This window comes from Enterococcus sp. DIV1314a (assembly GCF_051713805.1).
Lineage (GTDB): Bacteria > Bacillota > Bacilli > Lactobacillales > Enterococcaceae > Enterococcus_I > Enterococcus_I aquimarinus.
Window position 1 is genome coordinate 435,639 of the sequence record NZ_JBIOQP010000001.1, and the last position, 26,529, is coordinate 462,167.

Annotated in this window: 27 protein-coding genes and 1 other RNA gene; 8 read left to right on the top strand and 20 right to left on the bottom strand. The window is 39.1% G+C overall.

The window, feature by feature from the left end; genetic code table 11:
* Positions 1 to 160: 160 nt before the first annotated feature.
* The gene (locus IGI68_RS02075; protein ID WP_071874440.1) at positions 161 to 991 is read left to right on the top strand and encodes a helix-turn-helix transcriptional regulator; all 831 of its coding nucleotides are present in this window, start codon (positions 161 to 163) and stop codon (positions 989 to 991) included.
* A 73-nt stretch (positions 992 to 1,064) separates the two neighbouring features.
* Here IGI68_RS02075 and IGI68_RS02080 read toward each other — a convergent pair whose 3' ends face one another.
* The 10 genes from IGI68_RS02080 to IGI68_RS02125 form a co-directional block, all read right to left on the bottom strand.
* Positions 1,065 to 1,682 carry an NAD-dependent epimerase/dehydratase family protein gene (locus tag IGI68_RS02080; RefSeq protein ID WP_438730019.1) on the bottom strand — a complete coding sequence of 206 codons (618 nt, stop codon included), beginning with the start codon at positions 1,680 to 1,682 and terminating at the stop codon, positions 1,065 to 1,067.
* Positions 1,683 to 2,281: 599 nt separating this feature from the next.
* Positions 2,282 to 3,808 carry a PASTA domain-containing protein gene (locus IGI68_RS02085; RefSeq protein WP_438730022.1) on the bottom strand — a complete coding sequence of 509 codons (1,527 nt, stop codon included), beginning with the start codon at positions 3,806 to 3,808 and terminating at the stop codon, positions 2,282 to 2,284.
* The gene (locus IGI68_RS02090; RefSeq protein WP_071874437.1) at positions 3,801 to 4,475 is read right to left on the bottom strand and encodes an ABC transporter ATP-binding protein; all 675 of its coding nucleotides are present in this window, start codon (positions 4,473 to 4,475) and stop codon (positions 3,801 to 3,803) included. The genes IGI68_RS02085 and IGI68_RS02090 overlap by 8 nt, the downstream gene beginning before the upstream one ends.
* Positions 4,476 to 4,487: 12 nt before the next feature.
* On the bottom strand, positions 4,488 to 6,011 hold the full coding sequence (locus tag IGI68_RS02095) for an ABC transporter permease (RefSeq protein WP_438730026.1): 1,524 nt from the start codon (positions 6,009 to 6,011) through the stop codon (positions 4,488 to 4,490).
* A gap of 233 nt (positions 6,012 to 6,244) precedes the next feature.
* Positions 6,245 to 6,691, bottom strand: coding sequence for a D-aminoacyl-tRNA deacylase (dtd, locus tag IGI68_RS02100; RefSeq protein ID WP_071874435.1), 447 nt, complete (start codon positions 6,689 to 6,691; stop codon positions 6,245 to 6,247).
* An 8-nt stretch (positions 6,692 to 6,699) separates the two neighbouring features.
* A complete protein-coding gene (locus IGI68_RS02105; RefSeq protein WP_438730030.1) occupies positions 6,700 to 8,913 on the bottom strand; it encodes a RelA/SpoT family protein in 2,214 nt (737 codons plus the stop codon).
* Between the two features lie 142 nt (positions 8,914 to 9,055).
* Positions 9,056 to 9,805, bottom strand: a complete 750-nt coding sequence (locus IGI68_RS02110) for a 16S rRNA (uracil(1498)-N(3))-methyltransferase (RefSeq protein WP_273231156.1) — start codon at positions 9,803 to 9,805, stop codon at positions 9,056 to 9,058.
* 1 nt (position 9,806) lies between these two features.
* Positions 9,807 to 10,754, bottom strand: coding sequence for a 50S ribosomal protein L11 methyltransferase (prmA, locus tag IGI68_RS02115; protein ID WP_071874432.1), 948 nt, complete (start codon positions 10,752 to 10,754; stop codon positions 9,807 to 9,809).
* A gap of 15 nt (positions 10,755 to 10,769) precedes the next feature.
* Positions 10,770 to 11,249, bottom strand: coding sequence for a DUF3013 family protein (locus tag IGI68_RS02120; protein ID WP_071874431.1), 480 nt, complete (start codon positions 11,247 to 11,249; stop codon positions 10,770 to 10,772).
* Between the two features lie 19 nt (positions 11,250 to 11,268).
* Positions 11,269 to 11,895: a DNA-3-methyladenine glycosylase gene (locus IGI68_RS02125; protein ID WP_438730035.1), complete on the bottom strand. Its 627-nt coding sequence runs from the start codon at positions 11,893 to 11,895 to the stop codon at positions 11,269 to 11,271.
* A gap of 134 nt (positions 11,896 to 12,029) precedes the next feature.
* On the opposite strand from IGI68_RS02125, the gene IGI68_RS02130 reads away from it, so the two are divergent.
* Together IGI68_RS02130 and ssrS are read left to right on the top strand one after the other, a co-directional pair.
* Positions 12,030 to 13,313: a replication-associated recombination protein A gene (locus tag IGI68_RS02130; protein WP_438730038.1), complete on the top strand. Its 1,284-nt coding sequence runs from the start codon at positions 12,030 to 12,032 to the stop codon at positions 13,311 to 13,313.
* 66 nt (positions 13,314 to 13,379) lie between these two features.
* Positions 13,380 to 13,574: non-coding RNA, 6S RNA (gene ssrS, locus IGI68_RS02135), on the top strand.
* Between the two features lie 70 nt (positions 13,575 to 13,644).
* On the opposite strand, the gene IGI68_RS02140 is transcribed toward ssrS, so the two are convergent.
* Positions 13,645 to 14,073, bottom strand: a complete 429-nt coding sequence (locus IGI68_RS02140) for a phosphate-starvation-inducible PsiE family protein (RefSeq protein WP_071874428.1) — start codon at positions 14,071 to 14,073, stop codon at positions 13,645 to 13,647.
* A gap of 148 nt (positions 14,074 to 14,221) precedes the next feature.
* Between IGI68_RS02140 and IGI68_RS02145 the strand changes: the two genes are divergently transcribed.
* The 4 genes from IGI68_RS02145 to IGI68_RS02160 all read left to right on the top strand — a co-directional run bounded on the left by IGI68_RS02145 (position 14,222) and on the right by IGI68_RS02160 (position 16,558).
* Complete coding sequence (locus IGI68_RS02145) at positions 14,222 to 14,497, top strand: hypothetical protein (RefSeq protein WP_438730042.1); 276 nt, start codon at positions 14,222 to 14,224, stop codon at positions 14,495 to 14,497.
* A gap of 73 nt (positions 14,498 to 14,570) precedes the next feature.
* Positions 14,571 to 15,038 carry a universal stress protein gene (locus tag IGI68_RS02150; protein ID WP_273231144.1) on the top strand — a complete coding sequence of 156 codons (468 nt, stop codon included), beginning with the start codon at positions 14,571 to 14,573 and terminating at the stop codon, positions 15,036 to 15,038.
* Positions 15,039 to 15,209: 171 nt separating this feature from the next.
* The gene (locus IGI68_RS02155; RefSeq protein ID WP_071874425.1) at positions 15,210 to 15,641 is read left to right on the top strand and encodes a MarR family winged helix-turn-helix transcriptional regulator; all 432 of its coding nucleotides are present in this window, start codon (positions 15,210 to 15,212) and stop codon (positions 15,639 to 15,641) included.
* A 62-nt stretch (positions 15,642 to 15,703) separates the two neighbouring features.
* Positions 15,704 to 16,558 (top strand): VOC family protein, encoded by an 855-nt coding sequence (locus IGI68_RS02160; protein ID WP_438730047.1) that lies wholly within the window; start codon positions 15,704 to 15,706, stop codon positions 16,556 to 16,558.
* Positions 16,559 to 16,658: 100 nt separating this feature from the next.
* Here the strand turns inward: IGI68_RS02160 and IGI68_RS02165 are convergent, their stop codons facing one another.
* On the bottom strand, positions 16,659 to 17,534 hold the full coding sequence (locus tag IGI68_RS02165) for a YitT family protein (RefSeq protein ID WP_438730050.1): 876 nt from the start codon (positions 17,532 to 17,534) through the stop codon (positions 16,659 to 16,661).
* A gap of 194 nt (positions 17,535 to 17,728) precedes the next feature.
* Here IGI68_RS02165 and IGI68_RS02170 point away from each other — a divergent pair, with 194 nt between their 5' ends.
* Positions 17,729 to 18,451 (top strand): hypothetical protein, encoded by a 723-nt coding sequence (locus tag IGI68_RS02170; protein WP_438730053.1) that lies wholly within the window; start codon positions 17,729 to 17,731, stop codon positions 18,449 to 18,451.
* 278 nt (positions 18,452 to 18,729) lie between these two features.
* Here the strand turns inward: IGI68_RS02170 and IGI68_RS02175 are convergent, their stop codons facing one another.
* The 8 genes from IGI68_RS02175 to IGI68_RS02210 all read right to left on the bottom strand — a co-directional run bounded on the left by IGI68_RS02175 (position 18,730) and on the right by IGI68_RS02210 (position 26,199).
* Positions 18,730 to 20,592, bottom strand: coding sequence for a heavy metal translocating P-type ATPase (locus IGI68_RS02175; RefSeq protein ID WP_438730056.1), 1,863 nt, complete (start codon positions 20,590 to 20,592; stop codon positions 18,730 to 18,732).
* Positions 20,593 to 20,736: 144 nt separating this feature from the next.
* Positions 20,737 to 21,345 carry a flavin reductase family protein gene (locus IGI68_RS02180; protein WP_438730059.1) on the bottom strand — a complete coding sequence of 203 codons (609 nt, stop codon included), beginning with the start codon at positions 21,343 to 21,345 and terminating at the stop codon, positions 20,737 to 20,739.
* A gap of 10 nt (positions 21,346 to 21,355) precedes the next feature.
* Complete coding sequence (locus IGI68_RS02185) at positions 21,356 to 22,315, bottom strand: ring-cleaving dioxygenase (protein ID WP_071874419.1); 960 nt, start codon at positions 22,313 to 22,315, stop codon at positions 21,356 to 21,358.
* Positions 22,316 to 22,334: 19 nt separating this feature from the next.
* Positions 22,335 to 22,751 (bottom strand): MarR family winged helix-turn-helix transcriptional regulator, encoded by a 417-nt coding sequence (locus tag IGI68_RS02190; RefSeq protein WP_071874418.1) that lies wholly within the window; start codon positions 22,749 to 22,751, stop codon positions 22,335 to 22,337.
* 473 nt (positions 22,752 to 23,224) lie between these two features.
* Positions 23,225 to 23,983: an ABC transporter permease gene (locus IGI68_RS02195; protein ID WP_071874417.1), complete on the bottom strand. Its 759-nt coding sequence runs from the start codon at positions 23,981 to 23,983 to the stop codon at positions 23,225 to 23,227.
* Positions 23,980 to 24,888 (bottom strand): ABC transporter ATP-binding protein, encoded by a 909-nt coding sequence (locus tag IGI68_RS02200; RefSeq protein WP_438730064.1) that lies wholly within the window; start codon positions 24,886 to 24,888, stop codon positions 23,980 to 23,982. The genes IGI68_RS02195 and IGI68_RS02200 overlap by 4 nt, the downstream gene beginning before the upstream one ends.
* On the bottom strand, positions 24,885 to 25,097 hold the full coding sequence (locus IGI68_RS02205) for a PLD nuclease N-terminal domain-containing protein (RefSeq protein WP_438730067.1): 213 nt from the start codon (positions 25,095 to 25,097) through the stop codon (positions 24,885 to 24,887). The genes IGI68_RS02200 and IGI68_RS02205 overlap by 4 nt, the downstream gene beginning before the upstream one ends.
* A complete protein-coding gene (locus IGI68_RS02210; protein ID WP_071874414.1) occupies positions 25,090 to 26,199 on the bottom strand; it encodes a helix-turn-helix domain-containing protein in 1,110 nt (369 codons plus the stop codon). The genes IGI68_RS02205 and IGI68_RS02210 overlap by 8 nt, the downstream gene beginning before the upstream one ends.
* Positions 26,200 to 26,529: the final 330 nt, after the last annotated feature.

Below are 26,529 nucleotides of genomic sequence, written 5' to 3' on the forward strand. Positions count from 1 at the left end.
TCATACAACTTACACGCTTAATTAGAATGGAATATCTTACTTAAGGCATGGAAATTTCTATGTCTTTTTTTAACGAATGCTTAGTTGTTTACTCAATTTCACGTATGTTTAGGGTATAATTAGAACAGAAGAAATTTTTGAAGAATGCTAAGGAGATCCCATGAATTTACAATGTTTTGAACCAGAAATTTTATATGCTTTTGATCTTTGGAACCAACCAGACAATGAAAACATGATTCATCACCATGATTTTTTTGAAATCTCGATTATTTTACAAGGAGAATCCTTATATTTAATTGACAATGAATGGCGAACGGTTCGTAGCGGGGATATTTTGTTATTTAATCCTGGTGTCGATCATGCCGAGAAGCAATTATTGAATACCTACTCACATCAACTACATATCGGCATTCGCAATTTTAAATTACACGGTTTGGCACAAAACCATTTCCCAACAACCCAATCGTTACTTTCCATGCAAGACAGTCAGCTAAAAATTTTTGATAAGGCTTGGCAATTGATTGAGGAATTTAATCAGCAACAGACGAATTTTAATCTAATGGGTAAAGCGCTCGTAATGGAAATGATGATTTTAATTTTGCGGAGTTTAGAAAAAAAAGAACGACTATCTGATGAAACGCAAGCGAGTCAAAACGATCGGATGCATCAAGTCGTCCAACTCATTATGACGTATATGGAAAATAACTACGCGAAAGACATTTCGATTGAACAGTTGGCAACGCTTTATTATGTTAGTCCGACTTATTTATCTAAAATTTTCAAAGATTTAACGGGTGTCTCTCCCATTAATTATCTCATTCAAATCCGGTTGAAAAAAGCCCATGAGCTCCTCACGACTGATGATTTGACGGTCAAAGAAGTCGCGAAGGCGGTGGGGTATGAAGATGCGTACCACTTTAGTAAATCGTTCAAGAAACATTTCGGCACATCTCCCTCTCTTGTCAAAAAGCAAGAAAATGCCAATAGCTAATAATGAAAGCGTCTAAGAAATTTAAATGATTAAAAGAAGCCATCCGAAAATGCGCGGATGGCTTCTTTATGATTTAGTGTAACGATTTCGTATCACGTACTTGCTTTTGAATTTGTTGGAGAACTTCTTTTGCAGCGTCCTCTACCAACGCTGGACGAAAAGTTGGAAAGAGTAAGCGAATGAACGGACCCAGCGCCAAAAATACAAATGTTAGTTTACGGGTCTTATTGACTAACAAACTAGGACGAACAATAATCGCTTTGGGATAGAACCGTTGGATTTTTTCTTCCGCCATTTTTTTTGATTGAAAATATTTTTTTAAAAATAGCGTGGTAAACCGTTGTGCCGATAAATAGACAAATACCCAAACGCCGGCTTTCTTACTTTCCCTGGCTAATATTTCTGCCGTTTCCGCATTAAAACGTTGATACGTGCGTGCTTGTTTTGGCTTTTCTTGGATAATTCCAATGGCATCGACTAAGATATCAGCGGTTTCAAGCCACTGATGCCACTTGGTGGACGTTAAAATGTCTGCGCGACGCCACTCAACTTCTGATTGCCACGTCGCAAATTCTTTTGGCGTACCACTTGGCGAAACGCTTGTCACTTGATATCCTTGTGCTAGCGCCAGTGGAATAAACGCTTGACCAAAAACACCCGTACCCCCAAACACAATCATTCTTTTTTTCATGCACTCGTCCCCCTTTGTTCTGTCTATCACCATCATAATCCTTCTCTCCACAAAAACAAATAAAAGGAATAGTTGAAAAAATCATTTTACTCTGAGAAACGGGCGGTACATTCAAAAGAGCAGACCCTTATCAACCGATTAACCGACAAACGTTCATAAAAACGGTTGTATAACTTTTAGTATTGATGACGGACATTCGTATCAGTTTTCAACACTTTTCTAGGTATATTATTTTTAGTGTTAATGCATACATCATTAAACTATTTTATTTGATTATTTCTTTCATTTTTTGACAAAACAAGTATCCAAAAGAGAAGCAACACTAGCGGACCGGAGAAAAATGCCTTGTGTCAGCTGCGTCAAAAGACGAAATGTGAATCACTCTAGGTTCGTGCTTCAGCACTTACCTAGAGTTTGAAGCTTTCGAGCTGAGAGAGGCAGGCTCGAAGCGGTCTCGCAGCCCTCACACAAGGCGATTTTTCATAGGGTAGCGTGAGATTCCAACAACACCATTTGGTGAAGAGCCAATTTGCCGAAGAACCATAAAAACGAAAGAGACCATGACAACAGTCACAGTCCCTTTCTCAATAATTAATTGTTCATGGTGTCGCTTCTACACTTACGTCTGTTTCGGCGCCAGTATCACTTAAGCCTTGTAGTTCAGGATCGGGCGTGTCTTGTACATCTGGTAAACTTGTTGTAAGGTTGCCTAAGCTAATACCAATCCAAATCGTTGATTCTAACGAAATAAATTGACCGTAAGTACTCATTTCAACGACGGTTCCTTTTGGTTCAGCTGAATCGACGTAATAAATCGAATAGTAAATATTCGCGCCCTTTGACTCAAATTCATCAAAGAATAATTTTGGCAAATCGCCTTCACTCACCGAACCACGTAAATCTTTCATATATGGTTTTCCTTGCGAATAAACGACCGTCACGGGTGGAATCGTATCTGTCTCGTTAAATTGCTTGCCCGCTTCAACGGACTGACTAATAAATTGGCCATAGGCAACGTAATCCGAGTACAGGCTTTTAATCACAACGGGAATTTTGGTTTCAATAGTTGTCGCTTCTTCCATCGTATACTGACTATAATCTGGAATTTCGATCGCTTTTCCTTTTGAAAGGTGAATGGTCAAGACCTCATCTTTTCCAATTTTCGTTCCCTTTGCAATTTCTTGTGAGATTGTCACGCCATCGGCTACCGTGTTTGAAAAATCTTTGACAATTTTTATTTTCACTTCATTTTTCTTCGCCCATTCTTCTACTTCTGCGAGCGGTTTCCCGGTGAAATCAATCACTTCGATATTCTTTTCAAAGACTTCTTTTCCTTTCGAATAGTAAACCATCAAGCGATCTTTTCTTTTGTAATCTTCTGCTTTGAGTTCTTTACTTGCAAATTCTTGCTTAATAAAGACACCTTTTTTGATTGAATCATCGTAGTTTTCGATGAGCGTCACATTCTCAGCTTTTTCTTCCAAAATCCAATCTGCAGCTTCGGTTTTGGTGAGCGTCGAAAAATTCGGTAAGGTAATTTTTTCCTCAGGATCTGGGCCAAGACTAGCCGTTACGTTCAGGATCTTACCTTTGCGAATTTTTTTATCCGCTTTGACACCTTGCGTGATCACATGATTAATCTCTTCTTCAAAGTTATATTCTTGTGCGACTTCAATTTTGACTCCTGATTCACTTCCCCAAGTTCGGACTTCCGCAATTTCTTTAGAGGTGAAATCCGGAACTTTGACGTAGGATAATTGATAGTATGTAAAAATCGCTAAAATCAGCGCAAGAGCTGATCCAAGACCAATAAAGAGATATTTTCTTTGTTGTTTTTTCTTATAAGTCGGATCAAATTCAGTCTCTTCCGTTTGAAAACGACTGACGTTTGCCGTTGCTTGTTGATTACGTCTGGACCGGCTTGGTTGTTCATCAACCGGTTCGGCAGTGTTTGGTTGATTGTCGTCGTCGTGGATTTCCTCTTTCGTCACTGGTTGTTCAAATACTTCTTCTTGTGGTTTTTGCGGCATCTCATCTGAAACGACGGACGCATTGTCTTCCGTCGTTTCTCCTTGTTTTTTGCCGTCATATTTTTCTTTCGTAAAATTCGTTAAAAAATCACTCATCGGTCTTTAACACACCTTTACGCAAATATAATCGTTCATCTGCTTGTTGCGCAATTTCATTCGAGTGTGTCACCATGATGACACATTTATTATGTGTGTGGGCTAGCTCTTTGAAAATATCAACAATTTCTTGTTCCATTTCTTCGTCCAGATTCCCTGTTGGCTCATCCGCTAAAATAATATCGACATTCGTAGCTAATGCCCGGGCAATCGCCACACGTTGTTGTTCGCCCCCAGATAATTGGTTGACTAAGCGATTGGCTTTGTCTTTCGTAATCCCAATATAATCTAATAAATTGTACGCTACTTCTTGATGATTCGCTGGCAATTCATTATCAGTAATCGACATTGGAACTAAGACATTTTCAGCTGCTGTTAGATAAGGAACGAGATTATAACTTTGAAAAATAATACTAATTTTATTGCGTCGGAAATAATCATAACCGATTTCTTTAATATCCTTATCTTCTAGTAAGACGGTTCCTTCCTTTGGTGCATCTAGCGCGCTAATTAAGGATAAGAACGTTGTCTTACCGGAACCTGATTGCCCTAGAATCGAATACAATTTTCCTTTTTCAAACGCGACAGAAGCATCTTTTAGAATATAGCGACGCTGATCGCCATCTTGATAATAATAATCGACATTTTTGGTTTCTAATAAACTCATTGAAATTCCTCCTTACATCATAATTTTTTTCGGATTTAAACGTAAAATATACAATAATGGGACAATCACGGACAGTAAGACCGTACCTAAACCAATGAGTAAATAACTCACGATATATCCTAATGAAAAAGTAACGTTATAGGCATTTTGAATTTCTTCGGTCGTAATATTATTTCCCATCATATTACCATAATACATGACGCCATCTTGCGCCCCATTTAACCAATCCATTTGAAGTAAGGATCCTGAAATTCCACTAGCAAGTAAATTCCCAGTAATTAATGAAAGGATTAATGCTAACGCACTAGTGAGTAACAACTCGACTAAAATTTGGCCGATAATTTTCGCGCGGCTCTCTCCTAATGAGAGATAGATTCCTAACTCATGCTTACGATCACGTAAGAATAATAAAACAATCAAGGAAATAATCATTAATGCTGCAGCAACTGCAATGATCACGACATAGCCAGAAATTTTTCCTAATTTTTGCATCCCACCGGCAATTTGATCATATTGATCACTTGAAGCCACCACGTGATAATATTCTTTCGTAATCAGTGCATTGGCTTCTTCCCGAAAGGCTTCTAAGTCATCAATCGAATTTAAGATATAGGTTGATTGATAATACTCATTGCCCGCGACATCTTCTAATGGCATTTTCCAAATTTTTTCTTGCATCTGTGCATTGAGTGATTGAACTAGCTTATTTGGTGCATAAATCGTATTAATTTGCTCCATGGCTTGCCAGCTTTCATTTGAAACTTCTTCGGGTGTTTTCTCTTTCGTTTCTTCTTTTTTAACGACCGTAAAAATCCCCACGACTTCCGTTGGGAAATCAAACGTAATGACTTCCGGTTCATTGAGACCTCCATCATCCGTCATTTCGCCTTCGTCTGTGCCTTCATCCTCACGCATCATGTCTTCTTCGTTATAATATTCACCCGTTACGTCAAAAACAAGTTGATCACCAACTGAAAGATTATTTAATTCAGCGACTTCTTTACTAATGATGACACGTTGCATCCCATCCGTAATATCTTTGTCGCTAAAAGTCGACCCTTCCACGATTTTGATATAGCCTTCTTCCGCATCGACAATCTCTTTACGATTGACACCTTTTAGATTAAATTGATATTTTGCGGCACCACCATATGAAACACTGCCGTCTTCTGGCGAATAGGCTTTAACTTTATTTGTTCCCATGTAACCTGGAATCGAATAATCAAAAAATTTCACATAAGGTAATTGCCCAACCGCTTCTAATTCTTTTAAGCTTGGCGCAGAAAACCACTCACTATCATCTTCAAACTTTTCTGGATTAGCATTGTAGTCTTTATCAAATTGTTCATAATCCATGTCAATGGTCGCTTGAGCACCCATTTGTTTCTTCGTTTCAATTTCAACATTTTTAGTTGATTGTTGAATCGAGACAGCACCAGCAATCACATTTCCTAAAATAAAGATGACTAAAAACAAAATAAAGGAGCGCCCTTTTCGTCGTGTCACACTTTTTAATCCTCGTTGCCAAAAATTCATTCTTTTCCCCTCCAAATTCACTTTTCTATATTATTCCATAGTTCAACTTGTCTTACAATCGTTTTAATATTATCTGTTCTTTCTAAAAATATGGACGATTCACTTGCTGTATCTTTTATTCAGTCCTTTCCTTGATATAACAACATTTATAATAAAAAAACTAAAACCTTCCTCTGTCTAACAAAGTTGTAAGGTTTTAGCTTTTCTTTACTATTTCTTATAGTACTTTATGCTTATTTTTCTTTTGAGTCGATGATGATGGTCACAGGTCCGTCATTGACAAGGGACACTTGCATTTGCGCACCAAATTCACCTGTCGCAACAGGAATTCCTGTTGCTTCTAATTGTTGGTTAAATTGTTCATATAACGGTATCGCCTGTTCTGGTCGAGCCGCTTGAATAAAACTCGGGCGATTGCCTTTTTTTGTCTCCGCGTAGAGTGTAAATTGTGAAATGCTTAGGATGCTTCCTGAAACAGCCTGAATATCGACATTCATTTTCCCGTGTTCATCTTCAAAAATCCGTAATTTTTGAATTTTGCGGACAAGATACTCGACATCTGCTGACGTATCCGTTTCATGAATGCCTAGTAAAATCATGAATCCTTGCTGAATTTCTCCGACAATTTCACCATCAATTGCCACACTTGCTTGTGAGACTCGTTGAATGACTGCACGCATGAAATGATCTATCCTTTCGTCCGTTCAACGCTATAAACGTCAGGAATTTGATTGATTTTCGTTACAATTTGTTGTAAATGTTCTAAATTTTGAATGGACACGGTCAAACGGATGGTCGCATTTTTTTCTTTATCCGCGCGCGCTTCCACACTGGAAATTCGCTTAGATAACGTATTAACTGTTTGCAGGACATCATTTAACAAGCCTGAACGATCAAATCCATAAATTTCTAAATCCGCATCGTATTCCTTGTTGCTATTGCCCGTGTCTTCCCACTCAACTTCGATTAAGCGTTCTGCTTGCTCTTTGGAGTTGACGATGTTTGGACAATCCGCGCGGTGAATGGAAATACCGCGGCCTTTCGTAATATAGCCCACGATGTCATCGCCTGGGACCGGATTACAACAACGACTGATCCGAATCAATAAGTTTTGCACGCCTTGAATGACGACGCCACCTTCATGACGAATCTTCATCTTATCGGATTTCTTTTCAACTGGTTGGTTGATCAATTCTTGTATTTTTTGTTTTTCTTTTTCTTGTTCTTTTTCTTTACGTTCTTGTTCGGTGATGCGATTGGCAAACGTCGTTGGACTCAATTCGCCATAGCCAATTGCCGCAAATAAATCATCTTCTGTATTATAGTTATAACGACCAATGACTTCTTGCATACGGGTCTTCGTTAAGACTTCTTTTGGGACAAAGCCCATCTCTTGCAGACACTTAATCACCATGTCGCGCCCTTTTTCGACGTTTTCTTCTCGACCTTGCGTTTTAAAGAAGCGACGGATTTTGTTCTTCGCTTTACTCGTTGCGACTAATTTCAACCAATCACGACTTGGGCCAAGGGAATTAGCCGACGTTAAGATTTCGACAATATCGCCATTTTTTAATTTATAGTCAAGTTGGACAATTTTACCGTTAATTTTTGCCCCCACCGTTTTGTTCCCGATATCCGTATGAATATTGTATGAAAAATCTAGTGGACCTGATCCTTGAGGCAATTCGGAAACATCGCCTTTAGGGGTAAAGACATAGACTTTATCACTGAAAATATCTCCTTTAACGCCTTCCATAAATTCAGATGCATCAAAACTTTCATCTTGTAGTTCAAGCAATTCTTTAAACCAGCCAACTTGTTGCGTCATTTTATCCGGCTTCGCTTTCTCCGTTACACCTTCTTTATAAGCCCAGTGAGCGGCGACCCCAAATTCGGCAATCTCATGCATTTCATGGGTACGAATTTGGATTTCAATTGGCGTGCCTTTTGGTCCTATGACCGTCGTATGAAGCGACTGATACATGTTGGCTTTTGGCATTGCAATATAATCTTTAAAACGTCCGGGCATCGGTTTCCATTTCGTATGAATCGTGCCAAGTACCGCATAACAATCTTTAATCGAATCGACAATAACCCGAATCGCCAACAAATCATAAATCTCGTCAAATTGTTTTTTCTTATCGACCATCTTGCGATAAATCGAATAGATATGCTTTGGTCTACCGTAAATTTCGGCATAAATATCTAATTCTTCGGTTGCGATACGAATTTCTTCGACGGTTCCTTCGACGTAGGTTTCCCGTTCTTCACGCTTGGTTTGCATTAAGTGCACGATGCGATAATACTGATTCGGATTTAAATAGCGTAATGCTCGGTCTTCGAGTTCCCATTTAATGCGACTAATCCCTAATCGATGTGCCAGGGGTGCATAAATTTCAATCGTCTCTTGGGCAATGCGTCGCTGTTTATCTTCTCTTAAATGGTTCAGCGTTCGCATGTTGTGAAGACGATCGGCTAATTTCACCATAATAACCCGTAAATCTTGTGCCATTGCAATTAACATTTTGCGGTGATTTTCAGCGAGTTGTTCTTCATGGGATTTATACTGAATTTTCCCTAACTTGGTAACGCCATCGACCAACATCGCTACGTCTTTCCCGAACTCTTGGACCAGATCTTCTAACGTCACATCGGTATCTTCCACCACATCGTGTAAAAAACCGGTTGCGACAGTATGGGGATCCATGTGGAGTTCCGCTAAAATACCCGCTACTTGAATCGGATGGATAATATAAGGTTCTCCCGATTTACGGAATTGCCCTTCATGCGCTTTTGTTGCATAATCTAACGCTTTTTCAACAAATTTTGTGTGTTCTTCACTCATATAAAATGATACTAACTTGATCACATTCGGTCCAGTTAAAATGACTTCTTTTGCCATCGAGAACCCTCCTTAATAAAAAGGTCTGGGAAGCTCCCAGACACTACAGTATTGTATGTACTCTTTTAATCGAATCTTACAGCGTTATTATACAAATTTTCAGAAGGTTTTTCAATTCTCTCTCCTCAATCGAACAAGTCTTTTACTGTAATTCTAATTGATAACTCACCGCACTTAAAAAATAAAGCGGCGCTGTCTCACAACGTAAAATACGTGGCCCTAAGCCACAAAGCACTGCTTTTTGAGCAGTCAACAGGTCAATTTCTTTGGGTGTCAAACCACCTTCAGGCCCAAAAATCGCGAGGATTTTCGCACCCGGAACAGTCTGACTTAACACTTTTGCGAGTTGACTTTTTTCACCAGCCTTGGCTGCTTCTTCATAAGCCACCACAATTTCATCGTATTCGGCTAAGCGTTGATAAAATTCTTGTGCCGTAGCCAGTAGCGTCACTTGGGGTGTTACTTGACGATGGGATTGCTCGGCCGCTTCTTGCGCAATTTTTTCGCATCGTTGTTGTTTTTTCACTCGTTTTTTATCGTCCCATTTTACCACAGAACTTTGTGCAGGAAAGCCGATAAAGTCATGTGCCCCTAGTTCCGTGCCTTTTTGAATGATCCACTCTAATTTATCGCCTTTTGGGTAGCCTGAAGCAATCGTGATATGAACAGGTAATTCTTTTTCCTGATGTTCTTTTTCGATTTCTTTTAGCAAAACCTTATCCGTTAAAACAGCCGTAATTTCTGCGACAATCGTGATTTGGTTGGCAAAAGCTAAGTACACGTGATCGCCTTTACTCATTCGAATCACTCGTACCATATGGTGATAACTTTCGCCGGTCACTTCATATTCAGACTTCGCTTCATATGGATCTGTTAAAAAATAGCGTTGCATCTTAGTCTTCCTCTGGTTTTCCTAGAATAATCGCATACCAGTCTTTTTGTTGTAAAATTTGCGTAACGACAAAGCCTTGCGCTTGTGCAGCATCAATGACTAGTTGCTTTTTGTTTTCAATGATTCCTGATACGATGAGTTTCCCTGTTTGCTTTAACAAGCGCCAAGCATCCGGCAACATGAGTAAGATAATATCGGCTAAAATATTCGCCACAATGATATCCGCTTCAATCGTCACGCCTTGTAATAAATCATTGGCTTCAACCGTGACATCTTTTGCGATTGGATTTAAATCCATATTTTCTTGCGCCGAGCGAACAGCGACTTCATCTAAATCGTAGGCATATACGTCGTTGGCACCTAAGTATTTACTCGCAATACTTAAAACGCCCGATCCTGTGCCGACATCTAAAACCGTTTCGCCTCCGCGCAAGGTAACCTCAAGAGCTTGAAGGGTCAAATTGGTTGTCGGATGCGTTCCTGTTCCAAAGGCCATCCCGGGATCTAATGTAATAATTTTTTCAACCGCATCGCGTGCTTCATACTTTTCCCAACTCGGAACAATGGTTAAATAACGCGTCACGCGTACCGGATGATAATACTTCTTCCAAGCTGTTGCCCAATTTTCATCCGCCACTTCACTCACTGTCAATTGATTTTTCCCAATGGCTAAGCCAAATTCAGGTAATTGATTCACGCGCGTCGTAATAAAAGGCATCACTTCTGGCAGAAAAATGGTTTCAGGGAAATAAGCCATCACTAGCGCGCCTTCTTCTAAACGTGTATATGTTTCTTTATCTAATATCTCACCGTATTGATCACTTTTAAAGTTTTCAATATCAAGGGTATCTTCAATAGCGACGCCACTTGCCCCAGCTTCCATCAAAATATTCGCCACGGCTTCAACCGCTTCACTGGCTGTTTCAATTTTTACTTCATTCCACTTCATTGCTGTACGCTCCTTTTAGTAACTTGGGTAAGGGATCATTTGGTCTGGACCTTTATAGGCTGCAACGATTTGGGCATATCGTGCTTCATCAAAATGCAGTTCAAAAACATCCGTCTCTTCTTGGTCGAGAAAATCAAGCAAGTCTCCTTGTCCTTCATCGAGTATTTCTTTGATGTAGTCTACTAGACCGACGAGTTCACTTTTTTTCATTCCTTTTTTACCGGCATATGGTAGACACGCTAAGTAGTCATCTGGATCTATCTTTGATTTGACGGGATCGTATAACAAAATACTATCTTCAAATTCAATCACTTCTTCTTCTGAACCGACACCCGTCGCATCGTCAATCAACCATTGTTCTTTATTTTCAGCAAAGAGTAAAAAAACTAATTCAATCGTGTGATTCCGGTTATCCCAATCAATTGCCACCTCATAATCGGACATTTTTTTGGTTAATTGTTCATCTAAGAAATGTAACATTGTTTCTTTTGCCATTTTTTTTCCTCTTTTCTATTCATTCATACGACCAACCATAATGGTCATCGATTTCTTTTTTGCGAATATTTGTCACATATGGATTCCCCCACGCGACGTAGCGTAACGGGGCGTTCGTCCAAGGCCCCTTATTAGGAATCCCAATACGAGGGAGCCGTACAATCTTTTTAGGTTGTCGTTTTCTCTCAGGAACGAGCCGAAGCGGACTCGTAAAAATAGACCGGCCATAAAGTTCTTTGGTGATGCCTAATGCGGCGACAAGTTTTCCGGGGCCATTGGAAAGTTCTGATCCCGTCTTCCCTCGTCTTACTTGCATCTGTTCTATACCGTCAATCGGTTCCAGCCCTCGAATCATTACGCCTTGAGGTATTCCGATGTTTTGTGTCACAATGTTCAAAATTAAATTACCATGCATCGAATACAAATAAATCGTGCCTGGTTCTTGATACATCGCTTTTAAGCGCGGCGTATCACGCATGCCGTAACTATGAGCCGCTTCATCTTCTGGTCCAAGGTACGCTTCGCAATCCACAATATAGCCACCTACTATCCCATCCGGTAAACAGTGCTCCAGATACATCCCAATTAGACTTTCGGCAATTTCTTCGGTCGTTTGTGTTTGAAATTGTTCCATCCATTCGTTCATTCATCTCACCTATTATCATTCTACACAATTCTTGGCTTTAACGCTATTAAGAATCAAAGAGAATGTGAAATAACCCGTCGTGATTTGTCCTATGTTATACTAGTACTATGATTTTGTAGAAAGGGGAATGTCCCATGCAACAACCACTCGCGTATCGGATGCGTCCGAAAAATCTCGATGAAGTCGTTGGACAAAAACAATTAGTTGGGCCCGGAAAAGTGATTCGGCGGATGGTCGAAGCCAAGATGCTATCCTCGATGATTTTATATGGGCCTCCAGGAACAGGGAAAACTAGTATTGCGAGTGCCATCGCTGGCTCAACGCGTTATGCTTTTCGTATGTTAAATGCGGCGACCGATACAAAAAAAGATTTACAAGTTGTCGCCGAAGAAGCCAAAATGAGTGGCACGGTCATCTTATTGTTAGATGAAGTGCATCGACTCGATAAAACGAAACAAGACTTTCTCTTGCCTCATCTTGAAAGTGGCCGACTAATATTAATTGGCGCGACAACCGAAAATCCCTACATCGCTATCAATCCAGCGATTCGAAGTCGAACACAAATTTTTGAAGTGCTTCCCTTAACAAAAGAAGATATTTTACAAGCGGTGGAACACGCTTTGCAAGATAAGGTCAATGGATTAGGGGATTATCCTGTTACCATTGAAGAAGCCGCATTATTCCATTTGGCACGGGGAACGAACGGCGATTTACGGAGTGCTTTAAACGGCTTAGAACTAGCCGTTCGCTCCACGCCTCCTAATGAAGCAGGAGAAATTCAACTAACCCTTCCGATTATCGAAGAATGCATTCGCCGAAAAGCGCTCACGCATGATAAAGATGGTGACGCGCACTACGATGTTATCTCCGCGTTACAAAAATCAATCCGTGGCAGTGATGTCGATGCTGCCCTTCACTATTTAGCCAGATTAGTGGAAGCTGGGGACTTGACGATTATTTGTCGACGATTATTAGTCATTGCGTATGAAGATATTGGTCTTGGCAATCCAGGGGCCGCCTCTCGCACAGTGAATGCCGTTTTAGCAGCAGAAAAACTCGGGTTCCCCGAAGCACGAATTCCGTTAGCGGAGACTGTGATTGATCTTTGTCTATCACCTAAGTCAAATTCCGCCATTACAGCAATTGATCGCGCACTCGGCGACATTAAACAAGGCAAAGCCGGTAGCGTTCCTGATCATTTAAAAGATAGCCATTATCAAGGGGCGAAAACGTTAGGTCGGGGTGTCGGTTATCAGTATCCACATCAAAACGAACGTGGCTGGGTCAACCAACAATATTTGCCACATTCGCTCAAGCATGCGCGTTACTATTTACCTAAATCAACCGGAAAATACGAGCAAGCACTCGCTTCTCGCTTGCAACAACTTCAAGAGTGGAAAAAAAAATCATCATCTTAAAAAACGCTTTCATTCCATAGTACCTACCTATTGCGTGATTTTAAATCCTGTGCTACTATGGAAGTGGGGAATCTGTGATGTACGAGTTATCCCACTTTAGTGTTGACCGAACATTTTTATTGATATCTTGGGATCCGTCCGGTGTTAAAGTTAGTAACACGCCTTTTCACTTGGTAGTTCGATACTTTGACCGTGGAACCCACCTGCTTGAACTTGCGGGATCAATACTCCGGGACAAGAAACGGCATCAACGGTAACCCACTTTTTTTGAACAATTAACCCTCTTATTCTCCTGAATAAGAGGGTTTTTCTTTTGGGATGACCGATTGAATCAGATAATTTTTTCATCACCTTCATCTTCAATCGATGTAAAAGAAGTCATTTTTTCAAAACAAATTAAGACAACCACTAGCACTAAAATCGCGAGCGATAAATAAAGTGTGTCAATTCCACCACCATGCTCTAATAATAACTCGCGTAAAATAGCCGTCATACTAATTAAGACCAAATAACGAATCGGGATGTGATGGTCATCTTTAATATACTTTAATAACATCAAAATAATCTCAAGTAAAATAAACATGGTCGCAATTTCTTCAATTAAGTAACTCATCTCTCCAATTTCTGTCAATGGAATGACGTGTTGAATCATCATATAAATACTCTCACCCATCGCGATTAATACCACGATAATGAGGATTCCGATTAAAATATCGACTGCTTGTCCAATGATTTTTTCGAATTTTTGAAACACTGGCATCTGTTCACCGTTCCTTCTCTTTTTTACTTCTGGTGTCACACTGGCGCTTCCAAGTTACCGAGAACTATTTTTTTCATCCTCCGTTTGCATCTCGTTACGCCTTCTTCTATACTAGTTATATTATAACCTTGAAAGGAATTACTTCCAGATGATTTTTATTATTTTTATTCTCATTGGTCTATTTTTAAGTGTCTTTGCCTTTTTCTTATTAAAAAAACAAACCATTTTCCTAGCACTATTGGCCGCTGATCACGAAAGTAACAAACAATTTTTAGCTCGTTACGGCTTTTTATTCCTTTGTTTAGCGTTACTCGCATTTGGTTTTTCACCTTTTATTCAACGAGATGGCGCTTTGTATTTTATTGCGCTAATGATGTTCGTCTCTGGTTTGTTTAGCTATCAATTTTCTAAAAAAATAAAATAAGTTCTACTTAGATATTTGGCAATTCCTTTGAAATAGCTTACAATAAAGAAAAGGATAGAAGGATGTGGTCAATATGTTACAACAATACAATCGAATCATGGTCGCCGTTGACGGCTCAAAAGAAGCAGAGCTCGCTTTTAAAAAGGCGATTAACGTCACAAAACGTAATAATGCGGAATTGGTTTTACTTCATGTCATCGACGCACGTGCTTTTCAAACAATGACGTCTTTTGACACGATGTTAGCAGAACAAGCAACCGATATGGCAAAAGAATCGTTAGCTGAATATGAAGAAACTGCAAAAAAACAAGGCCTTACTTCAATTAAAACATTGATTGAATATGGGTCACCTAAAACAGTCATTGCCAAATACGTTCCGAGCGAACATCAAATTGATTTAATTATGTTAGGTGCTACGGGTCTAAATGCCGTTGAGCGTTTGTTTATTGGTTCTGTTTCAGAATATGTGATTCGCCACGCACCTTGTGATGTGCTCGTTGTGCGTACCGACCTCAACAACCAGCTTCCAAAAGAAGAATAAACCATTGTCATAACTAAGTGATTCTCTTCGTCTCGATGGGAACCACTTAGTTTTTTAGTGATTCATTCTCTTATCGATTCATTCCATCAGCCATTTGATAAAGGTGAGCATTGTTTTTGACACGCTTATTTTTATATATTAAATTGTATGTACAAATGAGGACGTGAAATTATGAAAATAGATGATTCTGCTTTAACTGAATGCTTATTTTTTAATGCTAATCGTTTTGCGCGCGCAATGACAAAATTAGCAGAAGAAGCCTTTGTCGATATTAATCTCTCTCCTAACTACGCCTATTTATTAATTTTGGTCGCACAATATCCTAATATTACCCAAAAAAAATTGTGCGAAAAATTAGATATTGCACCGTCAACCAGTACTCGCTTTATTAATAAATTAGAAGATGCGGCACTGGTTACTCGTACAAGTCAGGGAAAAGAAACCCATATCCACTTAACGGACAGTGGGTACGCCTTACAAGAAACGATTGAAGCAGGATTTGATCGTTTGTCGAAAGCATACCAAGAAAAAATAGGTGAAAAAGAGAGTGCTTTACTCGCAAAAATGCTTTATGAATCCAGCGAAATCTTAAAAGAAGAGTGACATCGCTCTTTTTTTTTCAAGTGTCATTTGCATATACAAACGAATATTGGAGGAATATTATTATGAACAACTTTCATCAATCACCACAAGCTTACGTAGGACACGTTACACTGAACGTCATGGATTTAAACCGCTCAATCCCTTTTTATACTGAAATGCTTGGCTTTAAAATTTTAAATCAAACAGCAACCTCGGTTGATTTCACGGCAGATGGTTCGACATCACTCTTGACCATTAATCAACCTGCTCATGTAACACAACGCCCACAACGAACAACTGGTATGTATCATTTTGCTTTATTATTACCTAAACGCTCGGATTTAGCCGATTTACTCGCACACTTTATTACAACAGGTCTTCCTTATGGCGCATCTGATCATCTTGTAAGTGAAGCATTGTATATTGCCGATCCTGATGGCAATGAAATTGAAATTTATACGGATCGTCAGGCTGATGAATGGACCTGGTTAGAAGATGGCGTACAAATGACCATTGATCCGATTAATGGGCATGACTTGTTAACGTTAAGAAATCCCGAGGGTTGGCAAGGTCTTCCTGCAAAAACCATTATGGGACATATTCATTTATACGTTTCAGAATTACAAGCCACAGCAGATTTTTACGTCAAAGGTCTGGGCTTTGCGATTGCGAGTCGCTATAGCGATCAAGCGCTATTCCTCTCTACAGGAAATTATCATCACCACATCGCTTTAAACACTTGGATGGGTGTGGGCGCGCCAACGCCTCCTGAAAATAGTACAGGCTTAGACTTTTACACGATTGTCTATCCAGATGCAACTGCTAGAGAAACAGCCATCCAAAACGTGATTGCTTTAGGTGGGTCTGTCGTTGAAAAAGGAGAAAACTTTTTAACGATCGATCCAGCGGGTAACCATATTTTACTTAGTTTGTCGTAAAATTAAATAACATTTCTATAAAAAGCACAAGATAAACGATGAGGCGGCCTTCAAACAGAGAACGAAACAATCTCTCTTTGAAGGCCGCCTTAAACTTTTTTTAGATTTCGACACTATAATCTTCCATCATACGTTTCACACTGAAACCACGACCATTGACTTCACTTGCATCTAATGCAACAAAAAAGGCCGTTTCATCAATCGCTAAGATCGCTTCTTTGATTGCCATAAATTCTTTTTCAGGAATCACAGTCATAATAATTTTCCCTTGTTTTTGAGTATAACCACCCTCAATCGGCAAAAGGGTAACGCCTTTATCTAATTCTTTAATGAACATTTGATGAATGGCTTCATATTTTTCCGAGATAATAAATAAGTTTTTCGAACGTAAGACGCCTACTTGAACGCGGTCAATCACACGACCAATAATGAAAAGACTAATCAGAGAAAATAAAACCGTATCTTTTGTAAACACGAAAAGAGCCGTCGCAATGACAAAACCATCTACTACGAAAACAGAAACCCCTAAAGAGATCTTAAAATACTTATTCACAATTTGTGAAATAATAGCTGAGCCACCCGTTGAAGCATTTCCCCGAAAAACAAGGCCTAAGCCAATTCCAGTCAACACGCCACCATACAAGGTTGCTAAAAAAATATTATTCGTTAACGGAGGTAATGATCCCGTAATCGCAATAAAAAAAGGATTAATTAAGCTTCCATAAATCGTTTTTAATCCAACATCTTTGCCTAAAAGTAAAAAACATAAAATTAAGAGCGGAATATTAATCGCATATAAGGTTAAGGCGACGTTCCAGCCGAATAACTCATTCAACACGATACTTAAGCCACTTGCGCCGCCTGCGACAATTTGATTAGGTAAAAAAATTAAGTTCACACTAATCGCTAAAATAAATGCTCCTAACGTCACATAAAGTGTCTCTTTTAATCGTTGTACTTGTTCTTGCTTCTTCAATAAAATTCCTCCTTAAATGATTCCTTATCTGTTATACCATATTGTTTTTGATTAAGAAAGAAAAGAAGTATAATGAACAAAAGGGGATGATAAAAATGAAACGGCTCTCATTATCATTGTTATTTCTATTATTGTTTTTTAGCGCCTGTCGTACTACCCCAACCCCACCTTCTAGTAGCAGTTCTTCAAGCGAAATGACAAGTTCAACTACAACCGAAGAATCAAGCTCTTCTTCTTCGACTGAAACGACTCAAATTTCCGAAAGTCATTCAGAAATTCCAGTTCCCATAGAGACAAGACGTAATATCGTCGGCACTTGGAAACAAGAGAATCAAACACTCACTGTTCAATCGGATGGGACTTGGCAACTAACTGGAGAAATTAATAGTTCTGGCACATTGACCGTTGCAGCTGATTTTGAAGACACACAACTTCTTAAACTCTATGGATTCAATGAAAATATCGACGGAATCGGTACGTATTTTATCGCGAACTTTAATCAAGACTCCACAAAGATGGGCTTTGGTTACTTGGGTCAATTTAACCGTTTAGGAAACGTGACAGAGGCCTATTTATCAACGGATGTTTTTCAAAATGACATCCAAACGACGCCTGTTGATTTCAACACAACGATTCTAGGCACTTGGACCATTAAAGAAGGCATCGAGTTTCATAATACTTGGAATTACAACCCTGATGGGACATTCGAGACATTTTCTCAAGGTCGTGGTCAAGCAATGACTGGCGAATATCGTGTCAAACAATTAAACGGTAATTGGGTTGATGTCACTTATACTTTTGATGAAGATGGTCAATCGTACACAAGTTTGTATCTGATTGAAAATGGCATGATGATTGAAAATCATTTTGAAGATATTAAAATTGTTCGAAACGTGATTCCTGATTTTCCTTCGTAAGTCGTTATGAGGAACGATAGTCATTTTTCAAAAAATTGCCGTCATCAGTAGCCATTCTAAGACACCCTTTTAACCATAATAAGCCTCAGGAATAAATAGATTTGACCTCCTCAAGTTAGACGATAAGCGCTAACTTAGGGAGGTCTCTCAATTTCCTTCTGAGTTTTTTTCAACTTCATAGTCACACCGCAAAACACGACTCCTAGGAGTGATTTTATACGAATGAAGTCGACAGCATGCTCCAAGACAGTATCTTAGGAGACACTCGAACATTTCTGTTATTTCACACGAAACTTCATCAAACGTAAGCCATTTAAAATCACGAACAAAATCGAGGCTTCATGCACAAACATGCCTGATGCCATGTAGATGAATCCGGCAAATAGTCCGACAAATAAAAGGCCAACAGTGGCTAACGAGATGCCAATATTTTGACGCATATTAAAAATGGTCGCTCTTGTTAAACCAAAAGCATGCACTAACTCATCAAAACTCGAGCGCATTAAGACAATATCAGACGTTTCAACCGCGACGTCGGTGCCTGAACCCATCGCAATCCCAATATCCGCTAGTGCAATCGAGGGCGAGTCGTTGATACCATCCCCCACAAAAGCCACGATATGCCCCGTATCTTTTAATTTTTGCACTTCTTTGACTTTATCTGCTGGTAACAATTCGGCTTTCACCTCATCAATTCCTAGTTGTGTTGCTACCGCTTGGGCCGTGATCTGATTATCGCCCGTCAACATCACAAATCGTTTAATTCCCATTTTACGAAGTTTCATCAGTGCCTTTTTTGCCTCCGGACGAATCTCATCGGAGACGCCTATCACAAACCTTAATTCCCCACTCACTGTGACGAGAACAATGGAGTTGCCTTGTTCTTTGATTGCTTGAATTTCTTTTTGTGTCTTTGGTGCAATCGTCAACGCTTGTTCCTTTAATAAACGCTCATTCCCAATCAAAACTTCTTCATCCTGAACGATTGCTTGAATCCCACGCCCTTCAAGGACCGTTGTCGATTGGACAGGATAAGGATTTCTAATATTTTTTTCGCCTAAATAAGCGACAATCGCTTTGGCTAACGGATGATCGGATTCTTTTTCGATTGCCATTAAGTAGGCCAACGACTTTTCCTCTTCTTCTTCAAGTGAAATAAAGGTTGTGACTGCGGTTGTTCCTTGGGTTAACGTTCCTGTTTTGTCAAAGACCATCGTATCGACTTGATTCATTCGATCCATAACTTCTCCGCCTTTAATGAGTACGCCATGTTTGGCGCCGTTCCCAATCCCTGTTACGTTCGACACAGGAACCCCGATGACTAAGGCTCCTGGACAACCGAGCACTAAAATTGTGATAGCCAAGCGAATATCTTGGGTGAAAAGATACGTCACCAGTGCAAAAATGAGTACTACAGGGGTGTAATATTTTGAAAATTTATTAATGAATTTTTCCATCACTGACTTACTATCTTGCGCCTCTTCGACTAGTTCAATGATCTTGCCAAAAGTCGTATCTTCCCCTACTCTTTGGGCTTCAATTTGTAAGGTACCGTTATTCAAGATTGTCCCCGCAAAAACGTGGTCGCCAACTTTTTTCTTGACGGGAAAAGATTCCCCCGTAATCGTCGCTTCATCCACAAACCCTTCACCAACTAATACAAGGCCGTCTACGGGTACTTTTGATCCCGTTTTCACTAATAAGCGATCCTCTTTTTCAACGAATTCAATGTCGACCTCTTCGGCTTCTCCGGATTCATCTATTAACAAGGCCGTCGTCGGTGCCATCTCCACTAAGCTCTTAACAGATTTTCGTGTCTTTTCGATTGTTCGTCGTTCTAAGTATGCACCAAATAAAAATAAAAAAGTCACGATTCCAGACTCGTAATATTCCCCAATAAAAAACGCTCCTATAACAGCGATTGAAACTAGTAATTCAATACTAATCACTTTATTTCGAAGTGCTTGATACGCTTGAATCATAATCGGTATCCCACCCACAATCGAGGCTAACATCATCGTCCACATACCTACTTGAGAAAGATTCAATAGATAGTCACTGATGATGGCACTTGCTACAAGGACCCCACTTAAGATAATAATCTGGTTCTGGTGTTGCTTGATCAAACGTTGAATGTTCATTTTCTTGATCTCCTTCCTTATTGACACCCTTAGTGTAATCGTAAAACGCATCAACTAAATTGATAGGTGTCAAGAAACCAAAGAAGTAGGCAAAGAAAATAAAAAAGTACCAAAGAAAAGCGAACTTTTCTCTGATACCTTCTTTTATTTAGGGCGAGCTAATGAAAAAATTTCTCCCAGCTTGCTATAATCTTGACCAGCGAGACGACTGACGGGTGCGAGTTTATGAGGATTAATTTTCCCATCTTCGTAGACTTCTTCCGCAATCACATAGTTCTCAATTTGTAATAAAAAGAAATCAGCTGTAACCGTTTCTTCCTTTTTGATGTCGATTCTTTCTAAAACCGAGACTTCAAAACGAACTTTGGCTTCTTGTAAACCAGGCGTCAACACCTTTGAAGAGGGAACGAGTGTCAACTTCGCGACGGATAGTTCACTTTCCTCTGGCGCTAAGTTAGCCGCCGTCTCATTCGCTTCAAAAACGTTCTCTTCGTCTAAAATGTGGATGACACCTTCGCCTTGCTCTCGTAAATTGCGGGCTGTATCTTTTTCGATCCCATTTTTTCTTTGAACAGATAATGAAACAACGGGTGGATTGGAGCTCACAATATTAAAAAAACTAAAAGGAGCGATATTCACAATTCCTTGAGCAGACTGTGTCGTAACTAAAGCAACTGGGCGGGGAATAATCGAACCAATCAATAATTTATAATTTTCTTGTTGTGTCAATGTTGCGGGTATAATTTCTTTCATATTTATCCCCCTATCTTGTCGTATCAAAAGGACGAATAACACTTTCGATGTGCGCACGATTTGGCTCTAAAAATGGTGGTAGCGCTAAGCTTTCTCCTAATGTTTCGTAAGGTTCATCTGTCACAAATCCAGGTTCATCCGTCGCAAACTCTACTAGCACATGACCAATTCGAACATATAATGATTCAAAATAGAAGCGATTCACGTAGCCAGAGTTTGGTAATCCCGCTTGATTTAAACGTGTTATCCATAATTTAATCGAAGCCGCATCTTTTAAGCGTAACGCAAAATGGTGTACTTCTCCATATCCTTGTTGTGCGATATTTTGCGTCGCATCTTCAATTAAAACAACTTGTGCGCCGTTGCCTTTTTCACCTACTTCGAGTAAATAACGGTTGCCTTCTTGTGCGATTTCTTCAAAAGAAAGTAATTCTTCAAAAATTTCTTTAAAATCGTTAAAATAGCTCACGGTTATTTCAACCGGACCTAAACCATAAATCGCAAATTTCTCCGGTACTGGACCTTTTTTCCATGGCGTTCCGGGTTTCATTCCCACATTGTTTTCATCCGAAATCAATTGATACGCTTGCTCGTCAAAATCCCAGAACCGCAATACTTTTTTCCCAAATTCAGTGGTAATCGCTTCATGTTTCACATCAAATTTAGCAAAACGTTCTTGGTAGTATTCTAAGCTCGCATCATTTGGTACGCGGAAACTCGTTCGAGTAATCGCGTTCGTTCCTTTGATCCCTTTTGGATTATTTGGAAAATCAAAAAACGTCATGGCTGTACCAGGTGATCCGGTATCATCACCGTAATAGGTATGATAGGTATGAATATCATCTTGGTTGACCGTTTTTTTAACAAGGCGCATACCTAATACTTCAGTAAAAAATTCATAGTTCTTAACAACATCACTCGTCATTGCCGTCACATGGTGAATGCCTAGTGGTAAGTCTCTTTCATTCATTGTGATTTCCTCTTTTCATTTATCTTACTTTTTTGAGTAGTTCCTTCAGTTGGACTAATTCATCTTCCGTTAACTTCCCAAAACAGGTCTCAATTTTCTTGGCGTGTAGGGGGAAAATTTCATCCATCAAGGCTTTCCCTGATTCCGTGATTTCAACATAGGTTACACGCTTATCTTCTTGGCAAATATCTCGGCGGACATGTTCTTTTTTCTCTAATTGATCGACCACGTAAGTTGTACTACTGCTCGCAATTAAAATTTTATTTTTAATTGTTTGTGTTGTTTGGCGTCCTTTATGGTAAAGTAATTCTAGAACAGAAAATTCCGTCATGTTTAATCCGTAGCAGGCCACATCTTTTCGAACGATTTGTTCTAAGGTGCTACTCGTGCGTAAAATACCGATCAATGCTTGTAAACTTTTTTCTTTCCTATTCATTTCGTCACCTCTTTTTATTTCGAATTCGAGATAATTGTACCCGATTTTTTCGGTTTCTACAACCTTAATGCTCAAACCCCTTAAGAAAGTTCCTGTTTTTCTTTCTTAAGGGGTTTGATTTATCCAGATATTTCATTCACTATGGTATCCTTCAACAGTTTTGCTTCATTTTAAATAATAGATGAACCATTTGTCTTCATTGCGCTGATAAAAGAATCATTTCGTATGAGACAAAAAAATAAATATGGCTCACTAACGACACACGGAACCACCACACTTGATTTTAACGTTTGATTAGCAAAAGACGACTGCGCTCATAGCGGTACTTATGCACCAAGACTAACCACTCCCCTTTTAGTTTCACCAATCGTTTGACACCTCCTATAAAAAGAAAACGCTTTCTAATAAGTATTTTACTATAAAAAAAAGAAAATACTAGCTCTTTTTAAGCAGAACTAGTATTTCAAAGCGTCTTATATTTTTTTTCGTTTCAAAACGTTAATACTCATGACAATTAACACAATAGTCAGCAGCAACGTAACAAGAATACTCGGAAGATACTCCGATAATCGATCCGTACCTTGTAAAATAGCCAGATTTTGTCCAATTAAAGAGACGGGATTCCAGGTCGTCAAGGATTCGAAGACGCCTCCGATATAACCGAGGATCATCACGAAAATGGTTAACAATAATCCTTCGAAGGAACTTCTTGCAACTGTTGAAGTAAAAATAATCAGACTACAAAAAAACAAGCCAAAAATCAAAAGAGGAAAAAAGGCGAGCCAAGGATGAGCGGAGGCGTTATCTGGAAAATAAAAATACGTATAACCAAAAGTAATGACAAATGAAAGACTGAGAATCAACGTCCATTGTAAATAGAGAATGAACCATTTACTTCCGATAATCACCGAACGATTTAACCCTTTCGTCACCAAATGAACGAGCGTCCCTTTTTGAATTTCTTGACTGACCACGCCACTAAAGACAATGGCAAAAAGATAGAGACCGATTTGACTTAGATTTTTATAATATTGCATCCAAGAATCAAGTGACGTTGGCGCGACAATAGGAAACTCCTCACCAAAACTCATTTTTAGAATTTCTGGTGTTAGTTTAGCCACCAATGGACTCATTAAGCCAAATATCATAAAAATGACAAAAAGCAAAACAAGTTTTTTCGTACGCCACGTTTCTAAAAGTTCTTTTTTACTAAAGGCTAGGAATTGAGTCATTTTGTCACCTCCAAATATATTTGCTCAAGAGAAGGGGCGATATGAGAAATACTTTTAGCGGTAAATGCTTCTTGAAGTAAAATCTCTACTACGTCATGAAAGGCTTGCGAATAGGTTCCTTCATAAGACCACAATACTTGCGAATCGATACATTGAATCTTTTTATCTGATAACTTTGCCGCAAATTGTTGCGCCTCTATTTGCGTTTCAAAATTCAATTCAATTTGAGGCTTCGCGTAGCGTTCTTTTAAAGACTCCAGCGTGCCTACCACTTGTAAGGCACCTTGGTCCAAGATTCCCACGTAATCACAAATTCGTTCGACATCACTTAAGATATGTGTCGAAAATAAAATCGTCACTTCGTCCTTTAAAGAGGCTAATAACGCCAAAAATTCAATACGCCCGGTAGGATCAAGCGCGGAAGTAGGTTCATCGCAAATTAAAAAGGCTGGTTTATTTAATAATGCTTGCGCAATTCCCAATCGTTGTTTCATTCCTCTAGAGAAGCCTTTAATTTTTCTTTTATCTTGGGTTAATCCAACTAATTGCAACATTTCTGCTACACGATTTACCCGCTCATTTTTGGGAATAGCGGTAATCTCACTACAAAAAAGTAGGTATTCACGTGCAGTCATATAATCATAAAATTCTGGAACATCCGGTAAGTATCCGACCGAATGATTTGTCGCCGGTTTCCCGAAGGTTACTTTTTGACCATTGAGATAAATCTCCCCTTCATCGACTGTCTCCAGACCTAAAATCAATTTCATCGTCGTTGTTTTTCCAGCACCATTTTTCCCAACAAACCCAAATATACTGCCTTGTGGAATTGAAAAAGTGAGATTGTTTAAGACAACATTTGACCCGAACTGTTTCTTGACTTGTCTGACTTCTAAAAGATTCATTCTTCGTCTCCTTTACCAAAAACGAAATACAGAACGGGACCAAAAAATTGGAAAAACACTACGACAATCAGCCAAAACACCTGATTACCAAAACGATATTTAGGATGTTTTAACACATGGATCACGGCTGTAATCATTAAACCAATATTTAAGAGGATTAATGGAATAAACAAGGGTAAATTGTTAAAAAATAATTCAGAATTATTCATGTTGAGACTCCTTTACTTCTTTTAGTTTTTTTATAATCGTTTCATTTTGATACGGTTTTAATAAGGGATTGTCTACTACTAGCGTCAGAAACTCGTATTTCATATTCTTCGTTGTTCTTGGCATTTGCGGACCTAAATCAAGTTGTGCAAGCCACTCATCAATTTGATCAAAATAGGCATCGCCATGAAGTTCGAGTTCAAAGTCGGTGTGACGCAGCGTGCTTTCAAATGCCTCTAACACTTCAATCGTTTGCGTATGTTTCCCTAATTGCGCGAAACCAAAAATAGCGGATAGTTGGAAATTCATCAAAATAATCGGATGAAGGGTCGTTAATTCAAACGTCTCGGCAATTTTTTTTCCTCGTTCGTACGTCATTTGAAATTTTTCTTCATCAGCTAATAAAAATTGTAAATAGTTCGTAAAACCACTCATCAGTACAAAAATATATTGCGCAATGCTACTTTGTAAGGTGGCAATTCCCCGTTGGCCTTCTCCTTGTTGCTGAAAAGCACCCGCGATTAAGGTTTCTGTTGGAAAATAAGCAGGAACATATTCACCTAATAACGCGAGGACTTGGTCGGGTTGTTGCAATAACAACAACGTATAGGCTTCTAGATTTCTTGCTTGATTGACAAGTGCGACTTCCTTAGTTGCGTTTTTTACGTGTAAAAACCATTCTCTGGCTTCATTCATATACTTTTGTTGTTTGTTTTCACCTTCCATTGCAGGGAAATAATCAAAATGATTCATGAGAAATAAGCCCATCTGTAACACGAACGGATAACAAGAATAATATCGACGCACCAAACGACGAAGATTCGTTAAGACAACTTCACCAGAGTCTTTTTCTAATGATTTTTTGAGCATGGTATAGAGTCGCTGAATTTCTTTGGCTGAAAGCTGTGAATGATAGTCTAATAGCTGATCCATTGAAACATCGAAGTAGGCCGCAAGCAAGGGTAGTAAGGTGATATCAGGATAGGTTAAGCCCGTTTCCCATTTCGAGACAGCTGCTTTTGAGACACCGACAAATTCGGCTAATTCTTGTTGAGTAATGCCTTTTTCTTTGCGTTTTTCGCTAATGATTTGACCAATTTTCATCTAATCCCCTCCACGCTTCTTAGTATAAGAGTAAATATAAAAAACATCAAAGGATTACTTGTTAACTTTTGTTGATAAAAGTATCTCTTTAAGATATTTTATAAAGCGAAATATTTTTTTGAAATTGCACCATTCATTCCCAAATACATCTGATTTTATGAGGGCAGGCGTTTAGAAAAAGCCATCGTGATGTTTTGGGGGGCTTGTGAGACCACAAAAAAAGGCTGTGAGATATCCCCAGCCCTTTTCTGTTATATGAATGTTTAATTTGTAATAAAAGGAGGACAACCGTCTGCTCTGTCAACTGAGTGCCACTCGCGCAATGAAAAG

Excerpts from the sequence above, each read along its gene's own strand:
- IGI68_RS02075 (WP_071874440.1), top strand. The coding sequence starts at position 161 with ATGAATTTACAATGTTTTGAACCAGAAATTTTATATGCTTTTGATCTT.
- IGI68_RS02080 (WP_438730019.1), bottom strand. The coding sequence starts at position 1,682 with ATGAAAAAAAGAATGATTGTGTTTGGGGGTACGGGTGTTTTTGGTCAA.
- IGI68_RS02085 (WP_438730022.1), bottom strand. The coding sequence starts at position 3,808 with ATGAGTGATTTTTTAACGAATTTTACGAAAGAAAAATATGACGGCAAA.
- IGI68_RS02090 (WP_071874437.1), bottom strand. The coding sequence starts at position 4,475 with ATGAGTTTATTAGAAACCAAAAATGTCGATTATTATTATCAAGATGGC.
- IGI68_RS02095 (WP_438730026.1), bottom strand. The coding sequence starts at position 6,011 with ATGAATTTTTGGCAACGAGGATTAAAAAGTGTGACACGACGAAAAGGG.
- dtd (WP_071874435.1), bottom strand. The coding sequence starts at position 6,691 with ATGCGTGCAGTCATTCAACGAGTCTCACAAGCAAGTGTGGCAATTGAT.
- IGI68_RS02105 (WP_438730030.1), bottom strand. The coding sequence starts at position 8,913 with ATGGCAAAAGAAGTCATTTTAACTGGACCGAATGTGATCAAGTTAGTA.
- IGI68_RS02110 (WP_273231156.1), bottom strand. The coding sequence starts at position 9,805 with ATGCAACGCTATTTTTTAACAGATCCATATGAAGCGAAGTCTGAATAT.
- prmA (WP_071874432.1), bottom strand. The coding sequence starts at position 10,754 with ATGAAGTGGAATGAAGTAAAAATTGAAACAGCCAGTGAAGCGGTTGAA.
- IGI68_RS02120 (WP_071874431.1), bottom strand. The coding sequence starts at position 11,249 with ATGGCAAAAGAAACAATGTTACATTTCTTAGATGAACAATTAACCAAA.
- IGI68_RS02125 (WP_438730035.1), bottom strand. The coding sequence starts at position 11,895 with ATGAACGAATGGATGGAACAATTTCAAACACAAACGACCGAAGAAATT.
- IGI68_RS02130 (WP_438730038.1), top strand. The coding sequence starts at position 12,030 with ATGCAACAACCACTCGCGTATCGGATGCGTCCGAAAAATCTCGATGAA.
- IGI68_RS02140 (WP_071874428.1), bottom strand. The coding sequence starts at position 14,073 with ATGCCAGTGTTTCAAAAATTCGAAAAAATCATTGGACAAGCAGTCGAT.
- IGI68_RS02145 (WP_438730042.1), top strand. The coding sequence starts at position 14,222 with ATGATTTTTATTATTTTTATTCTCATTGGTCTATTTTTAAGTGTCTTT.
- IGI68_RS02150 (WP_273231144.1), top strand. The coding sequence starts at position 14,571 with ATGTTACAACAATACAATCGAATCATGGTCGCCGTTGACGGCTCAAAA.
- IGI68_RS02155 (WP_071874425.1), top strand. The coding sequence starts at position 15,210 with ATGAAAATAGATGATTCTGCTTTAACTGAATGCTTATTTTTTAATGCT.
- IGI68_RS02160 (WP_438730047.1), top strand. The coding sequence starts at position 15,704 with ATGAACAACTTTCATCAATCACCACAAGCTTACGTAGGACACGTTACA.
- IGI68_RS02170 (WP_438730053.1), top strand. The coding sequence starts at position 17,729 with ATGACAAGTTCAACTACAACCGAAGAATCAAGCTCTTCTTCTTCGACT.
- IGI68_RS02175 (WP_438730056.1), bottom strand. The coding sequence starts at position 20,592 with ATGAACATTCAACGTTTGATCAAGCAACACCAGAACCAGATTATTATC.
- IGI68_RS02180 (WP_438730059.1), bottom strand. The coding sequence starts at position 21,345 with ATGAAAGAAATTATACCCGCAACATTGACACAACAAGAAAATTATAAA.
- IGI68_RS02185 (WP_071874419.1), bottom strand. The coding sequence starts at position 22,315 with ATGAATGAAAGAGACTTACCACTAGGCATTCACCATGTGACGGCAATG.
- IGI68_RS02190 (WP_071874418.1), bottom strand. The coding sequence starts at position 22,751 with ATGAATAGGAAAGAAAAAAGTTTACAAGCATTGATCGGTATTTTACGC.
- IGI68_RS02195 (WP_071874417.1), bottom strand. The coding sequence starts at position 23,983 with ATGACTCAATTCCTAGCCTTTAGTAAAAAAGAACTTTTAGAAACGTGG.
- IGI68_RS02200 (WP_438730064.1), bottom strand. The coding sequence starts at position 24,888 with ATGAATCTTTTAGAAGTCAGACAAGTCAAGAAACAGTTCGGGTCAAAT.
- IGI68_RS02205 (WP_438730067.1), bottom strand. The coding sequence starts at position 25,097 with ATGAATAATTCTGAATTATTTTTTAACAATTTACCCTTGTTTATTCCA.
- IGI68_RS02210 (WP_071874414.1), bottom strand. The coding sequence starts at position 26,199 with ATGAAAATTGGTCAAATCATTAGCGAAAAACGCAAAGAAAAAGGCATT.